The sequence below is a fragment of the Streptomyces sp. NPDC048001 genome (assembly GCF_043203115.1).
Taxonomy (GTDB): domain Bacteria; phylum Actinomycetota; class Actinomycetes; order Streptomycetales; family Streptomycetaceae; genus Streptomyces; species Streptomyces sanyensis.
Genome location: NZ_JBIDBN010000008.1, coordinates 114,016 through 129,436 on the forward strand (window position 1 = coordinate 114,016; position 15,421 = coordinate 129,436).

13 protein-coding genes and 1 pseudogene are annotated in these 15,421 nt (G+C 67.5%); 9 read left to right on the plus strand and 5 right to left on the minus strand.

The genetic code is table 11. The features are described 5' to 3' along the window. Positions 1 to 388 precede the first annotated feature (388 nt). Together ACGF15_RS16330 and ACGF15_RS16335 are read left to right on the plus strand one after the other, a co-directional pair. Positions 389 to 7,306 (plus strand): polymorphic toxin-type HINT domain-containing protein, encoded by a 6,918-nt coding sequence (locus ACGF15_RS16330; protein WP_392799582.1) that lies wholly within the window; start codon positions 389 to 391, stop codon positions 7,304 to 7,306. 4 nt (positions 7,307 to 7,310) lie between these two features. Then, complete coding sequence (locus ACGF15_RS16335) at positions 7,311 to 7,772, plus strand: hypothetical protein (RefSeq protein ID WP_392799585.1); 462 nt, start codon at positions 7,311 to 7,313, stop codon at positions 7,770 to 7,772. A 137-nt stretch (positions 7,773 to 7,909) separates the two neighbouring features. Here ACGF15_RS16335 and ACGF15_RS16340 read toward each other — a convergent pair whose 3' ends face one another. From ACGF15_RS16340 to ACGF15_RS16355, 4 genes are all read right to left on the minus strand, one after another. Continuing rightward, positions 7,910 to 8,530: an IS630 family transposase gene (locus ACGF15_RS16340; protein WP_392799588.1), complete on the minus strand. Its 621-nt coding sequence runs from the start codon at positions 8,528 to 8,530 to the stop codon at positions 7,910 to 7,912. Then, complete coding sequence (locus tag ACGF15_RS16345) at positions 8,502 to 8,711, minus strand: winged helix-turn-helix domain-containing protein (protein ID WP_392799935.1); 210 nt, start codon at positions 8,709 to 8,711, stop codon at positions 8,502 to 8,504. Before ACGF15_RS16345 ends, ACGF15_RS16340 begins: the two co-directional genes overlap by 29 nt. Before the next feature lie 277 nt (positions 8,712 to 8,988). Continuing rightward, complete coding sequence (locus ACGF15_RS16350; protein WP_392799591.1) at positions 8,989 to 9,234, minus strand: hypothetical protein; 246 nt, start codon at positions 9,232 to 9,234, stop codon at positions 8,989 to 8,991. Continuing rightward, positions 9,222 to 9,473 carry a hypothetical protein gene (locus ACGF15_RS16355; protein ID WP_392799594.1) on the minus strand — a complete coding sequence of 84 codons (252 nt, stop codon included), beginning with the start codon at positions 9,471 to 9,473 and terminating at the stop codon, positions 9,222 to 9,224. The genes ACGF15_RS16350 and ACGF15_RS16355 overlap by 13 nt, the downstream gene beginning before the upstream one ends. A 274-nt stretch (positions 9,474 to 9,747) precedes the next feature. Here ACGF15_RS16355 and ACGF15_RS16360 point away from each other — a divergent pair, with 274 nt between their 5' ends. The 6 genes and pseudogenes from ACGF15_RS16360 to ACGF15_RS16385 form a co-directional block, all read left to right on the plus strand. Beyond that, complete coding sequence (locus ACGF15_RS16360; RefSeq protein ID WP_392799938.1) at positions 9,748 to 10,467, plus strand: XRE family transcriptional regulator; 720 nt, start codon at positions 9,748 to 9,750, stop codon at positions 10,465 to 10,467. Positions 10,468 to 10,469: 2 nt separating this feature from the next. Then, positions 10,470 to 10,940, plus strand: coding sequence for an NUDIX domain-containing protein (locus tag ACGF15_RS16365; RefSeq protein WP_392799597.1), 471 nt, complete (start codon positions 10,470 to 10,472; stop codon positions 10,938 to 10,940). Positions 10,941 to 11,258: 318 nt separating this feature from the next. Further along, a complete protein-coding gene (locus tag ACGF15_RS16370; protein WP_392799600.1) occupies positions 11,259 to 11,723 on the plus strand; it encodes a hypothetical protein in 465 nt (154 codons plus the stop codon). A 193-nt stretch (positions 11,724 to 11,916) separates the two neighbouring features. Further along, positions 11,917 to 12,180: a hypothetical protein gene (locus tag ACGF15_RS16375; protein WP_392799603.1), complete on the plus strand. Its 264-nt coding sequence runs from the start codon at positions 11,917 to 11,919 to the stop codon at positions 12,178 to 12,180. Positions 12,181 to 12,586: 406 nt separating this feature from the next. Next, positions 12,587 to 12,808 (plus strand): helix-turn-helix domain-containing protein, encoded by a 222-nt coding sequence (locus ACGF15_RS16380; protein WP_392799606.1) that lies wholly within the window; start codon positions 12,587 to 12,589, stop codon positions 12,806 to 12,808. A 29-nt stretch (positions 12,809 to 12,837) separates the two neighbouring features. Further along, positions 12,838 to 13,423: pseudogene (locus tag ACGF15_RS16385) on the plus strand (transposase family protein); the annotation flags it as partial. 95 nt (positions 13,424 to 13,518) lie between these two features. On the opposite strand, the gene ACGF15_RS16390 reads toward ACGF15_RS16385, so the two are convergent. Next, positions 13,519 to 14,361: a C40 family peptidase gene (locus tag ACGF15_RS16390; protein WP_256525360.1), complete on the minus strand. Its 843-nt coding sequence runs from the start codon at positions 14,359 to 14,361 to the stop codon at positions 13,519 to 13,521. A gap of 694 nt (positions 14,362 to 15,055) precedes the next feature. On the opposite strand from ACGF15_RS16390, the gene ACGF15_RS16395 reads away from it, so the two are divergent. After that, the gene (locus tag ACGF15_RS16395; RefSeq protein ID WP_256525361.1) at positions 15,056 to 15,415 is read left to right on the plus strand and encodes an NADH-quinone oxidoreductase subunit A; all 360 of its coding nucleotides are present in this window, start codon (positions 15,056 to 15,058) and stop codon (positions 15,413 to 15,415) included. Positions 15,416 to 15,421 lie beyond the last annotated feature (6 nt).

Consider the following 15,421-nt stretch of genomic DNA (forward strand, 5'->3'; position numbering starts at 1 on the left):
CCAAAAGGCCATATAGGGACCCGAACGTGTGTCCGTTCCCTGGCGGTTGATGATCGCTCATCCGTGATCGGACTCCTGTCTCCAAGATCCTTCGAGGCCCCCTTCCTCGGCCAATGCCCCGGTTCATGACCCTCTGGATCGGCGGTTCCCGGATGCCTGTGTGATTGATGGCACACGAATCCGCCAGATGTGGATATTGCATGGCGGGGACCTGCACAATCACCGGGCTATTCGTCGATCTCCCTGCCCTCTCCGCACCCCTGGCCGCGGATCGGGCGGCAGGGAAGTGGGGGGCCCACGCATGTCCTCGCCCTTTTCGGGGAGTCCGTTTCGTCTGCCCGGAACCGGTCGCGCGGGACTGAGGGCCCGCGGCGCACGCCGTGCCCGCGTGGTCGGCGTCCTGGTGTCCGGGGCGCTCGTCACCACGCTGCTGCCCGGGGCGGCCTGGGCCGTCCCGCCCGGCGGCGGCACGCGCGACGGCGTCGAGCTGCCCGGCCTCCAGCAGGACCGGCCGCTGCCCGCCGACGAGGCGGGCATCGAGGCCCTGCGCACCTGGTCCGGCGCCCCCGTCGAGCCGCTGCCCGAGTACAACCCCTCCGCGGTCAGCCCGCCCGCGGGCGGCACCGCCAGCGTCAGCCTGGAGTCCGCCGGGGCGGACCTCGTCCAGGCGGGCACCCTGCCGGTGCGCATCGGCCAGGCATCGGCCACCCCCGAGGACCCGGCCCCGCCCGCACCCGACGGCGACTGGTCCGTCAGCGTCGAGCCGCGCCAGTCCACCGAGGAGGCGTCCGTCGACGGCGCGATCATCACGGTCACGCCCCCCGCAGGCGGCTCCACCCCGGTCGACGTCGAACTCGACTACTCCGCCTTCGAGGACCTCTACGGCACCGAGTGGTCCACCCGGCTGAAGCTCACCCAGCTCCCCGAGTGCTTCCTCACCACCCCCGAACTCCCCGAGTGCACCACCGCCGTCGAGGTCCCCAGCGAGAACGACCCCGCCACCGGAACGGTGCGCGCCACGGTCGACCCGGCCGACGCCCCCACCACCGGACTCTCCCCCCAGTCCGGCGGCGGCCCCGCCGTCCTCGCCGCCTCCGACTCCGCCTCCGGAGCCGGCGGCACCTACAAGGCCACCCCGCTGTCGCCGTCGGGCACCTGGTCCGCGGGCGGCAGCAGCGGCGGCTTCTCCTGGAGCTACCCGCTGACCGTCCCGGCCCCGCCCGCCGGGCCCGCCCCGCGGATCGCCTTCGCCTACTCCTCCCAGTCCGTCGACGGCCGCACCTCCGTCACCAACGGCCAGGCCTCCTGGATCGGCGACGGCTGGGACTACAACCCCGGCTTCGTCGAGCGCCGCTACCGCAGCTGCTCCGAGGACCGCCAGAACAGCCCCAACAACACCGGCAGCAAGGACAAGAAGAAGTCCGACCTCTGCTGGGCCAGCGACAACCTGTCCCTGTCGCTGAACGGCTCCACCACCGAGATGGTGCGCGACGACGACAGCGGCACCTGGTACAGCGCCGACGGCGACAACACCCGCATCGAGTACAAGAGCAAGACCGGCTCCGCCAAGTCCGCCCAGACCGGCGCCTACGACGGCGAGTACTGGGTCGTCACCACCGCCGACGGCACGCGCTACTGGTTCGGCCGGAACACCCTCACCGGGCACGGCACCACCAACTCGGTCTTCACCGTCCCCGTCTTCGGCAACCACAGCGGCGAGCCCTGCCACGCCACCGCCTACGCCGACTCCTCCTGCACCCAGGCCTGGCGCTGGAACCTCGACTACGTCGAGGACACCCTCGGCAACGCCATGGTCATCGACTGGGCGCAGGAGAAGAACGACTACGCCCGCAACGGCGACTTCACCAAGCACGTCACCTATGTGCGCGGCGGCCACCCGACCCAGATCCTCTACGGCCTGCGGGCCGGCGCCCTCGACGGCCCGCCCGCCGGCAAGGTCACCTTCTCGGTCGCCCAGCGCTGCATCAAGGAAGGCGCCGTCAGCTGCTCCGACACGGAGTTCACCTCCAAGAACTACGCCGACAAGCAGCCCTGGTGGGACACCCCCTCGACGCTCCACTGCGAGGCCGAGGCGTCCAAGAAGTGCTACATCTCCTCACCGACCTTCTGGAGCCGGGTGCGGCTCAGCGCGGTGACCACCTACGGCCAGCGCACCCCGGGCTCCACCGCCCTCAGCCTCGTCGACCGCTGGACGCTCGCCCAGTCCTTCCCCAAGCAGCGCACCGACACCCACCCGCCGCTCTGGCTGGACTCCGTCACCCGCACCGCCTACGGCACCGCCCGCGACGCGGACGGCAAGCAGCTCAGCACCGCCGTCCCGCCGGTCTCCTTCCTGCCCAACGTCGTCGACATGCCCAACCGCGTCGCCACCGGGCCGGACGACCAGACCCCCGGCTTCGACCGGCTCCGCGTCGAGACCATCCGGACGGAGACCGGCGGCGAGATCCACGTCGACTACTCCGCCCCCTGCGCCCCCGGCACCTCCCACCCCGCCCCGGACGCGAACACCGGCCGCTGCTTCCCGGCCCACTGGTCACCCGACCCGGACCTGGAGACACCGCCGCTGGAGTGGTTCAACAAGTACGTCGTCGACGGCATCACCGAGAAGGACCGCGTCGCACGGCAGCCCGACGTCACCACCACCTACCAGTACGTCGGCGGAGGCGCCTGGGCCAAGGGCACCGACGAGTTCTCCAAGCCGGAACTGCGCACCTACAACCAGTGGCGCGGCTACGCCGAGGTCGTCGTCCGCAGGGGCACCACCACCCCCGCCGGGAACACCGACGCCACCGAGCGCTCCAAGACCGTCACCCGCTACTTCCGCGGCATGTCGGGCGACGCGGGCCGGGCCCAGATCACCGTCAAGGACTCCTCCGGCACCGTCGAACTCGGCAAGGACCTGCGCGCCTTCCAGGGCCGGGCCGCCGAGAGCATCGTCTACACCAAGGACGGCGGCACCGTCGCCTCCCGCGAGTTCAGCGTCCCGAAGGCCACCGTGCTGGCCTCCCGCGCCCGCACCGGACTGCCCGACCTGGAGGCGGTGCGCACCACCGTCGAGCGCACCGACCGGATCGAGACCGTCAGCGGCGGCCGGACCCGCACCGTGCGGACGCAGACCTCCCACGACGCCACCTACGGCCTGCCGGTCACCGTCCATCGCTACAGCCTCACCCCCTCGGACTCCACGACCCGCGCGGACGAGACCTGCTCGACCGTCACCTACGTCCACAACACGGGCAAGCACCTGATCGGCCTGCCGCAGCGGAAGCGCACGACCGTCGGCGACTGCGCCCAGGCCGCCTCGGCCACCGGGAACCAGGTGGTCTCGGACGTCCGCACCTCCTACGACGCGCTCGACGCCTTCGGCACCGCGCCCGTGAAGGGCCTGCCCCACCAGGTCGACACGATCGACGGCACCGGCACGGGCTGGATCACCTCCGCCCGCACCTCCTACGACGCGCTCGGCCGCCCCACCCAGGTCAAGGACGCCGCGGGCACCACCACGACCACCTCCTACAGCCCCGCCACCGGGCCGGTGTTCACCCTGAGCGTCACCAACGCGCTCGGCCACACCACCACCTCCGAGGCGGACCCCGGGCGCGGCTCGGTCCTCGCCACCACCGACGCCAACGGCCGCCGGACCACCAGCACCTACGACAACCTCGGCCGGGTGACCCGGATGTGGTCGCCCTCCCACCAGGGCGAGGCCAAGGCCACCGCCGTCTTCTCCTACCAGCTGGAGGACAACGAGCCCCCGGCCGTCACCACCAGCCTCCTGCGCGACAACGGCACCTACGCGGACAGCGTCACCCTCTACGACGGCCTGCTGCGGGTGCGCCAGACCCAGACGGAGGCCCTCGGCGGCGGCCGCATCGTCACCGACACCTTCCACAACGACGGCGGCGGCGTCCGCCTGACCAACAACGGCTACCTGACCGAGGGCGAGCCGACGGCGGAGATCTTCCTCCCGGAGACCGTCAGCGAGGTCCCCAGCTCCACCGAGACCGCCTACGACGGCCTCGGGCGCGCCGTGCGCGTCACCACCCTCCACGAGGACGTGCCGCAGCACACGTCGACCGTCCGCTACGAGGGCGACTGGGGCCTCGCCCGCACCGGCATGTCGGTGGACGGCACCACCCCGCTGCCCGGCAGCCGCGCCGTGAAGACCTGGACGGACGCCCTGGGGCGCACCTCCCGGATCCAGCACTACACCACCACCGACCTGGGCGGGCCCGCGCCCGCCACCATCGACACGACCTACGGCTACGACGCCCGCGGCACGCTCACCTCCGTCAGCGACGCCGAGGGCAACGCCTGGACGTACAGCTACGACGTGCGCGGCCGGAAGACCGCCTCCACCGACCCGGACACGGGCGCCGCCCACTTCGGCTACGACGACCTGGACCGGCAGATCTGGTCCCAGGACGGGCAGGGGCGCAAGCAGTACACGACCTACGACGTGCTCGGCCGCCAGACGGAGCTGCGCGAGGACTCCGCCACCGGCCCGCTCGTCGCCGCGTGGACCTTCGACAGCCTCCCGGGCGCCAAGGGCCTGCCCGTCGCCTCCACCCGCTACCACTCCGGCGCGGCCTTCACCAGCGAGGTCACGGGCTACGACACCGAGTACCGCCCCACGGGCTCGAAGACGGTCATCCCGAGCATCCCCGCCACCACCGGCCTGGCCGGCACCTACAGCTACGCGACCGCCTACACCCACACCGGCAAGGTGCAGTCGACCAGCCTCCCGGCCACCCCGGGCGGACTGGCCGCCGAGAAGGTGGTCACCCGCTACAACGGCGAGGGCATGCCGGTCACCACCTCGGGCCTGAGCTACTACACCGCCGACACGGTCTACAGCCCCTACGGCGAGGTCCTGCGCACCGCCTCGGGCGAGGCCCCGCAGCGGGTGTGGAGCACCCAGCTCTACGACGAGCACACCGGCCGCCTGGAGACGGCCTACACGGACCGGGAGACCGGGCCGAACCGGATCTCCGCGCTGAGCTACGGCTACGACACCGTCGGCAACATCACCTCGATCACGGACACCCAGTCGCCGACCCGCGTCGACCGGCAGTGCTTCTCCTACGACCCGATGGGCCGCCTGGTCCACGCCTGGACGGGCACCGCGGGCTGCCCGACGGAGTCCGCCGCACCGGGCGCCGGCCCGGACCGCTCCGGCCTCTCGGCGGGCCCGGACGGTGACGGCTACTGGCAGTCGTACGCCTTCGACGCCATCGGCAACCGCACCCGGATGACCGTCCACGACCTGACCGACCCGGCCCTGGACGACGTCCACACCTACACCTACGGTGTCGCCGTGCCGGGGGCGCAGCCGCCGGTCACGACCCAGCCGCACACGCTGGCCGCGGTGGACTCGACCGAGCGCACCCCCGGGTCCACGGTCACCTCGCGGAACACCTACGCCTACGACACCTCGGGCAACACCACCGAGCGCGTCCTGAACGGCGACACCCAGGCCCTCACCTGGGACCGCCGCAACAAGCTCACCTCGGTCGACACCGACGACAACGGCACCGCGAACGTCACCTACCTCTACGACGCCGCGGGCAACCGGCTGATCGAGGACAACGGCACCACCCGCACGCTGTACCTCGGCGAGTCCGAGATCACGGTCAACAGCTCGGGCACCGCCGTCGAGGCGCAGCGCTACTACGCCCAGCCCGGGGGACCGACCACGGTCCGCTCCACGGGCGGCAAGAGCACCGGGCACAAGCTCACCGTGCTGCTCGCCGACCACCACAACACGGCGACGACCGCGGTGGAGCAGTCCGAGGGCCAGACGGTCACCCGACGCAAGTTCGACCCCTACGGCAACCCGCGCGGCGCGGAACCCTCCAGCTGGCCCGGCCGCCACACCTTCCTCGGCACCGGCATCGACGACCCGACCACGGGCCTGACCCACATCGGCGCCCGCGAGTACGACGCCTCCACGGGCCGCTTCATCTCGGCCGACCCGCTCATCGACCTGACCGACCCGCTCCAGATGAACGGGTACACGTACGCCAACGGCAACCCGGTCATGATGTCCGACCCGACGGGGTTGAAGCCGCTCATCACGGCAAGCGGTGACGACAGCAAGTACCTGAAGGACAACGACGCTTGGTGGAGCGGGGGGCCGGGGAACTGGACCTTCAACGACCGCGATACGAAGTACACCTACACATCCGACGACACTCGCCTCGTCACCACGTCGGTTGTCGCAATCGGCCGTCAGATCACGACGTCTGTATCTGTTCATCGCGAGAAGGGAAAGGGCAGCCAGAAGTACGGCGTCTACGATAAATGGGTTCGTGAGGAGAAGAAGCTCAGCTCTTCCGACGTTCACTTGGCCTTGGACGTGGCCGGATTCACTCCGGCAGGCCCTCTTGCAGACCTTGCCAACGCCGGGCTTTACGTTCTTGAAGGGAACTGGAGCGAAGCGGGCTGGAGTGTCGTCGCCATGGTTCCTATCGCCGGCGATGCTGTGGCGGCAACGCGTAAGGGTGAAAAATTCTTCGATGGCTTGATGTCCATCGTAAAATGCCTGACGGGCAGGCATAGTTTTGTGGCTGGCACCAAAGTCGCACTTGCAGACGGCACGGCTGTACCAATCGAAGATATCGTCGTTGGCGATGAGGTTCTGGCCACTGATCCAGCGACTGGCGAAACGGCGCCGAGGGCTGTCACCGCGACGATCTTCACAGAGGGTGACAAGGCATACGTCGACCTCACCGTCGAAGCGGACGGAGAGTCTTCCGCCCTCACCACTACGAACCACCACCCCTTCTGGTCGGAGTCCGAAGGGGAATGGCTTGACGCTGGCGATCTCAAGCCCGGCATGACACTGCGCAAGGCAGACGGCACATCAGTATCCGTAGTGACGGTCCGCACGTACGACGCAACGCAGGACACCTACAACCTCACTGTTGCCGACCTGCACACGTACTATGTGCTGGCGGGGGCTACTCCGGTCTTGGTCCACAATTCCGGTCCGAATTGTGGAGTTCCAACTGGTGGCCGGAATGGAGACCGTCTCGGTGGCGAGGACTTCCATGGGAGCGAGTACAGCCTCGACGAGATGGTTGAGTTCGTGAAGGGGCATACGGGTGACGGGAACCCGGCGATGGGGCGTCCGTCCGCTGCCGAAATCGAGACGACACTTCGGCAGGCCGGCCCGCGCCAATTGGACGGGCAGAACTCGTCAAGGTTTGACCACAATGGCGTCCGCGTAATTATCAACTGGGATATGCCGTGGAAGTCCACGTCGTATTACCCTGGCAGGTGAATGGATGAATACAAGCGAACGAGGCGAATGGCTCGGATGCTTCCTGGCGGATATGGATATCCGTCGACTAGAGGGCGTCTCAGTTCCAGTCGCCCCGGAGCGGTCCCTAGGGCTGGTTGAGCTGCTGGAGGGCTGGCGCAATCACGTTCTCAGGATTGAGGCGGAGATTGGGCTACCCGATTCCGACAGGACGGTGTGGGGCGTCTATGATTTGATTGCCGCCCTCGCACTCAGGAGCTTCGTCTCTCGTGGCATGAAAAACATCGACTCGGATTTCCTTGGGGGATTCAGGCGGGCGCTCGATGATGTCGACTCCAGGTTCATGCAGTTCACTGAAATTGATGAATCTGGAACTGTTCGTCGTCTCGATGGTGGTGAGCGATCGAATGGCGAATGGTGGTGGGATCGAGTTCCCCGGATTGGTCCGATTCGTCGAGAGGTCGAGCGAATCAAATCGTCATCGTGACCCGATTGCGCCTATCGAAATGAAGAGAATTCGATGGCAGCCCTAGGGTTTCATCAGTGTCTGACGCCCCACCGGATTACTTTCCGGTGGGGCGTCAGGAGTGTTTGACGCTGAGGTTGAAAGGGTGGTGTGACAGGCTACGGGGGCTCCAGTGTCAGTCCTGTCTCGGCGATGAAGCCGTCGAGAACGTCGGGTCGGCGTTGGATGCCTCGAAGCCGGTTCTTCACGAGTGGGGTGAGGTCTTCGATCGTGTGGGGTGCGAGGTTGGCCAGGGACTTCTTCAGGTGGGCCCAGGCGCCTTCGACGGGGTTGAGGTCGGGCGCGTAGGGCGGGAGCTTGACGATGGTCAGCCAGTCGCTGTTGCGTTCGCAGAACTCCCGCAAGGGCTTGGCGTGATGGGTGCTGGCGTTGTCCCACACCACGATCAGCGGGGCACCGCCGAGCTGCCGACGGGCGGAGGTCAGCAGGCCGGAGAACTCGCGGGCCCGGAAGCCCTTCTTCTCGCCGGTTCGGCCCCGGTACGTCTGTGTCCGGTAGATCAGACGGGTCTCGCGGCCCGGTCTGACGCAGATCACCCCGGCCATCAGAACCCGGCCCGAACCCTTGCCGGTCACCTTGACCAGCGGCGTCCTGCCCCGCCGCGACCAGGTCCGGCCCTTGCCGGGCTTCAGGTCCTGTCCGGCCTCGTCCTCGAAGACCAACCACCCGCCCAGGAGCTGGGCCGTCCTCTTACCCGCGACCACTGCTCCGTCCGCCACCGCTCTCTACGGCCTGCTCGTCGCGCTCGACGGCCCGGTGCGCGGGGACCTGCGGCGACCAGCCCAGCCGGTGCAGCAGATACGACACCCCACGCTGGGTGTACCGGTGCCCGAACAGCCGGTGGATCAGCTCCGCGACCCTAGCAAGGGTCCACCGCTGGTCCTCCACCCAGCCGTGCACCGCAGGGCCGGCCTCCAACTCGACCTGCAGGCGTTCTGCCTGGGCATCGCTGAGCTGACACGGAAAGCCACCAGGCCCCTTGGACGCCAGGGCCGGCCTGCCGCCGTCCCGCCAGGCCGCGTGCCAGGCGTACGCCGACTTCCGCGACAGTCCTAACCTGCGGGCCACTTCCGGCGGCCGCAGCCCCTGCCCGAACCGAGCCTCGATCGGCTGCGCCCGGCAGGGACGGGGAGTCGGGTGGGTCAGCGCGGAGCGGTGCGTGGGTCAGCGGGGCGGGTCACGTCTGCCGCCAGGTCCTCCAGGGCCGGGTGATGATCTCCCGGTAGGTGTGGTGGGACGGGTTCTGCCCGCAGTGTGCCAGCACCCAGTTCTGCGGTTCGGCGAAGTCCTCGCTTGTCGGCGAGGTCTCTCCGTCCACGGCGCACTGCATCGCGTACAGGACCGGCTCCGCGTCCGGCTCGCGGTCGGGCTGGAGCGTCCAGGTCTCGTAGCGCAGGACCGAGCGAGGGGTCACCGGCCCCACCTCCGGTTGGCCACGGCCACCTTCGCGCTCAACTCCTCCGTCGGAGTCGGCGCACGTACGTCCTGGGGCGGCACGTCCCACTCCCGGCCACCGCGTGGCGGTCGAAGTTGCACGTACATTCCCACATGCCCCATCACCACGCCCACCTTGCCGCTCCGCCGGTCGACCACCAGGGCGCCGGCATCGGGTGAGACGGTGTGCCCGTCGGCATCAGGGGTGGGGGCCGTCATCGTGACCACCCCGGCGAGGCGGCGCGTGACCGGGCGTCCAGTCGCAGGGCGGGAACATGTGGGGTGGTGCTCATTCGCACGGTGACGCTCCTCGGCGGCGTTGATGCGTGCCCCTGGGCCTGTTGGTGCCGCAGGGTCGGCACCGATCCTCACGCCGGTCACCGGGACGAAGGAACCTCCGCCAAACCCCACTTTGGGACGTCCCGCACCCTGTAGAACGTCCCTGGTGCCGTCCTGAGAGGAAAAGGGGAGACGCGTGCCGAACGAGAGACTACGAGCCGTCATGGTGGACGGAGGCTGGACATACGCCGCACTCGCTCAGCAGGTCGAGGTCGACCCCAAGTCGGTCGAGCGCTGGGTGAACCTCGGGCGCACCCCACGCCGTGCAACAGCCCTCCAGGCAGCCAAAGCACTGGGAGAAGACGTGCACGCACTCTGGCCGGCGCTCCGCCAAGCCCGCCCCGCCCGCGCCATCAGCCCCGAACTGGTCGCGCTCTACGAGCAGCGCGCCGACATCCCCGTCTCGACGTTCACCGACCTGATGGCCCAGGCCCGGGAACGGATCGACATCCTCGTCTACGCAGCCGTCTTCCTCCACGAGGCGTACCCGCGGCTGAACGAACTCCTCACCGAACGCGCCGCCGCAGGCTGCACCGTCCGCATCGCGATCGGGGACCCCGACAGCGACACCGTCCAAGCCCGCGGCAAGGAGGAGCGGTTCGGCCACGGCATCGAATCCCGCTGCCGCCTCGCACTCATGCACTACAGACCCCTCGCCGCAACCCCGGGCATCGAAGTCCGCACCCACAGCACCACGCTCTACAACTCCCTCTACCGCGCCGACGACCAGCAACTCGTCAACGCCCACGTCTGGGGCATCAACGCCTACGCCGCCCCCGTATGGCATCTCCGCCGTCACGAGACAGGCGGCATGTTCGACACCTACGCCGAGAGCTTCAACGCCGTGTGGGCGACCGCGACGCACGTACGAGAGGAAGGCTGACCGTGGCCCGCACCGAGTACTACGACGACCCGAACGCGCCCAAGCCGAACAGCATGGTCGTCGCCGCATCCGCCGTCGTCACCGACGACCACGGCCGCATCCTCCTCCAGCGCCGCCGCGACAACGACCTGTGGGCACTGCCCGGCGGAGGCATGGACCTCACCGACTCCCTGCCCGGCACCGCCGTCCGAGAGGTCAAGGAAGAGACCGGCCTCGACGTCGAGATCACCGGCCTGGTCGGCACCTACACCGACCCGAAGCACATCATCGCCTACACCGACGGCGAGGTCCGCCGACAGTTCAACGTCTGCTTCACTGCCCGCATCATCGGCGGCCAGCTGGAGATCTCCGACGAGTCCACCGAGCTCCGGTTCGTGCCGCCGGAAGAGATCGAGCGGTTGCCGATGCACCACACCCAAGGACTCAGGCTCCAGCACTTCCTGGAACACCGCGAGAAGCCGTACCTGGGCTGAACCGGCTGACGGCAGTAGCGACGGCAACAACCCCGGACACTCATGCACCTCACCGGACCAGCAAACTGCGCTTGACCTGCGAAAAGAAGATCGAAGGCTTCGCGTAGCGCGCGTATTATGTGATGGCCGGGTCGACTGCGATCCTTGTGTGAAATTGCCCGACGGTGCGCGGCTCGGCTGCCCTAAGAGGAGTGAATGGCAGAGACGTTCGCGTTCAGGTTCCGCGCGGTGGTGGCGTTATGTCGTCGATCTATCCTTATGGGTAGTTCAGTTGCATGAATGTGTCGTTAGGTTCTCAAGGGGGAGGGTGGGGGAGTGGTGTTCGATATCAGGCTAAACGTCGATTCCCTTGGGATTGACTCGTCGGACCCTACCTTTGTTACGGGGGAAGTGTGGATCACGTTGAACGGCGAGAGCTTTCCCGGTGGGCGATGGGCGGACTCGCCAATCTCAGTCCTTGGGTCGCTCGGGTCTGCTATTGAGATGGCTCGAGCTGGCGAGGCTGCAGATGCGTACTTCTTCGAGGGGCCGTATTTCGTTAAATTCTCACCTGCTGTCAGTTCGGGAGAGGCGATGCAGGTGCGGGCTACTGCTCTTAGGGACTACTGGGATGAGTCTGCTGGAGAGTGCCTGGGGCAGATCATCTTGGATGAAGTCGTTTCACTTGGAGATATTGAAGCAGCCTATCGGAGTGCACTCGAGCGCCTGATCTCGTGGGGTGAACGAGGGGGAGAGGCGAAGCTGCTTTCAATCCTTCAGAGGTTGAAGTGTCAAAGTGGGTGATTCGAGGTCAGCGTTGGTGCTCCTATCAGTGGGCATTTCGCATGGGGAACGGGCGGTGCCCGCAAGGAAAACGGGTCGCTGGTAGGAGAATTGGAGATCGGAGTTGGCAGCGACGTTCTCGTTGCCGATTTTTCAGGGGGCCTGCCTATACGTGGGTTGGTGAATGGTGAAAGCATCTTTTAAAGGAGGAAGCGTGAACGATCTTGCTAAAGAGCCGCTCTCGGTAGGGGGGCAAATGCTCCTGTTGTTCACTGCTGGGCTGTTCTTCGCGTCCGTGGGAATCTGGTTCCTGGTTAGCGCGACAAATCCGGGAGTAATAAACAAGATCCGTTCAGTTACAGGATTCTCTCCGCGCGGAGAGAGGGAAACCCGGATTGTGGCACGTATTCTGGGAACAGCCTTCACGATCGCTGGTGCGGCGGCGGTCACAGGGGGAATTTTTATCGCACTCCGCTGACCTTGAATTTTCGTGACGGTCCGCCGACGGAGTCGGTGGACCGTTTTCGTGCTTTTGGGCTGGTTGGACTGGGTGGCCCAAGAGCCGAGTGTCGCCTTGAGGGGCCAGCCTGGTTCAGCTGTTCTGGGTGTTGAGTTGCCGTTGAATGGATGGAACGCCCTCGGTCAGCCGGAGCTCGGTAGCGAGGGGTATGCAAAGAATGACAGGTCAGTTCCGACTCAAGGTGAAGAGTCAGCTCATCGAGGCGCTACCCGGTGGGGCGTGGCTAGTGTTCCGCATGCTGCTCAGGAACTCATGGGGTTCTCGCCCAAGACGTAGCGGACGTGCGGGCAGTCGAAGTACTGAGATTGAACTTGTGGTGTCGTAGGGGCTGACGACTGGTCGTCCGCTGAGGTATCAGCGAGGCATGCGGTACCCACAAGGGGGCGGGCTCACCGCCGAACGCCAGCAGTTCCGCGAGGAGTTACGGCTCCAGGCGGCGGAGCGGTTCGCCCGGTGCGAGGCGAACTCGGCGATCGCCAAGGGCCTGCGGGTCAGTGTCCGATCGGTGCAGCGGTGGCGGCGGACGTGGGACGAGGGCGGCCGCGTGCCCTGCGGTCGCAGGGACCGGCGTCGCTGCCGAGGCTGAGCCAGGGCCCGGCGGGCGGGTGATGTATGGCTGGTTTCGGGATATCCCGGGCCACCGCCTGGCGGTACGTCGGCAAGACCTTGGACCTCCTGGCCGACTGGGCACCCGGCCTCCACGAGCCCTCACGGGCCTCGGCGAAGGCGACCACGTCATCGTTGACGGCACGCTGATCCCCACCGACCGGATCCGCGCGGACGAACCGTACTACTCGATGAAGCATCGTAGGCATGGCCTGATCGTGCAGGTCATCGTCCGTCCCGACGGCACACCGCTCCGGTTCTCCCGCGCGATCCCGGCAGGAACCACGACCTGACCGCGGCCCGGGCTCACGTCATCGTCCAGGCCTGCCGCACCCGGCAGACCCTCGTCCTGGCGGACCGCGACTATCAGGGCGCCAGCGCCACCTTCCGTACCCCGTACGACCACCACCGCGAACAGCCCGAGCACGACAAGTAGTTCAACCGGAACCATGCCTGGTTGAGAACTCCGGGTGAGCGGGCCTTCGCACAGCTGAAGTCCTGGCGACTACTACGGCGAGCTCAATGTTCAACACAGCGTATCGGCACCATCGTCCGAGCCATCCACACACCCATGACCTGCGACTATTCAGGATGAAAGAGCCTCAACGAGGCGTTTTCTTTCCGAAAAGCCCACAGGGCCGCCGCCCCCCTCCGGGGCGGCGGCCCTGTGGCAGCAGGGAGGGCGGTGGGTCAGAGGACCCGGACCGCGCCCGTGGCCGGGTAGCCGGACAGGTCCTGGATGACGACGCCCTTGCTCGGGTTGGCCGCGTCCAGGTACTTGCCGTCCCCGATGTAGACGCCGACGTGGTACGCCGAGCCCGCGGCGCCCCAGTAGAGGATGTCGCCGACCTGGAGGTTGGAGGTGCCGACCTGGGTGCCGGCGACCGACTGGTCCTGGGAGACGCGGGGCAGGTCGATGCCGACCTGGCGGAAGGCGGCCTGGACCAGGCTGGAGCAGTCCCAGGCGTTGGGGCCCGAGGCGCCCATGACGTAGGCGTCGCCGAGCTGGGCCTTGAGGAAGGCCACGACGGTGCCGGCGGAGCCGCTCGCCGGGGCGGAGGCGGTCTGGGAGGACGGCGCGGAGGCGGTGCTCGCGGTCGTGGAGAGCGTGGTGCGCTCGGTGCTGCGGCTGGCGCGCTCCTGGGCGGCCGCGGCCTCGGCGGCCTCGGCGTCGGCGCGGGCCTTCTCCTCGGCCTTCTTCTTCGCCTCGGCCTCGCGGTCGGCCTCGGCCTTGGCCTTCTTGGCCTCCTTGGACGCCTTGAGGGCGGCGGCGTCCTCCTGGGCCTGGAGCTCGGCGTCGAGCGCGATCTCCTGGGTGGCGGCGGCCGCCTGGGCGACGTGGGCCGAGAGGTCCGCCGAGGTGAGGACCGGCATCTCGATGGTCTCGGTCACCGGCTCGGCGTGGGCCGGACCGGAGGCGCCGGCCACGGCGATGGTGCTGAGGAAGCCACCGGCAACTCCGGCGCGGAGCGCGCTGCGCGAGCCGCCGCGGCGGGGCTTCCGGTGGCTGGGTATGTGAGCGGTGTGGGACATGGACACCACCGCTATCAGGGCCCGATGGTTCCCTTCAAGAAACGTGGGCTGCACCACAGTTGCCACCGGAACCGGTGAATCCGTCCCCGGCGGCCCTTTATTGACGCCGTATCGGGCAAATCGGGCAAGCATGATCAAGCCTGTGATCATGGGCTTTGAATAAAAGGTCCGAATTGCCGGACGCTTACCACCGCTTCAGGCCGATGGCCAAGCCCTCTTTTCCGCCCGCTCCCGATACGTGGTGCAGGTCACAGGGCGGTCACCATCGGGAGACGGTCCGGGGGCTCGTGAACCGGTGCACGTGTCCACTGCGGTCCGCCGCGTCCCACGACCGGGTGAGGCGCAGTCCTTTACCACCGCTGTGCCACCCCTCGCCAATTTGCTTGTACAGGCCATGGCTTGATAGAGGCGACACCGCCCCGACCAGCGGTAACGAGGTCGCTTGTCACGTCTGGTGATCATCCGTGAGCTTCGCGTACGAAGATCATGGGTCCGGTGGCTTCATGATCCTTCGTCGGGTGGTGGAGATCACAAACTCGATGCCGGACCCCGTGTCGCAGATCACAGACCGACGGGCATAGGATGCGGGGCAGTCGGGCTTGTGAACTGCCTCACATGTGCACGATCTTCGAGGCGGCGCAGCGCTTGCCCGGTGCGGTCCAACGGTCAAGGACGACTGGAAGGAGCGGGGAGGGTGAATGCCTACACGCCCATCCTTGTGCTCGGCGCCCTCGGGGCAGGGTTTGCGATCTTCTCCGTGGTCATGGCCACGCTTATCGGCCCAAAAAGGTATAACCGGGCGAAACTTGAAGCGTACGAGTGCGGCATCGAGCCGACGCCCGTACCGGCCGGAGGCGGCCGCTTCCCGATCAAGTACTACCTGACGGCGATGCTCTTCATCATTTTCGATATCGAGATCGTCTTCCTCTACCCCTGGGCCGTCAGCTTCGACGCCCTGGGGATCTTCGGGCTCGTGGAGATGCTGCTCTTCGTGCTCACCGTCTTCGTCGCCTACGCCTACGTGTGGCGGCGCGGCGGCCTGGAATGGGACTGAGGGACG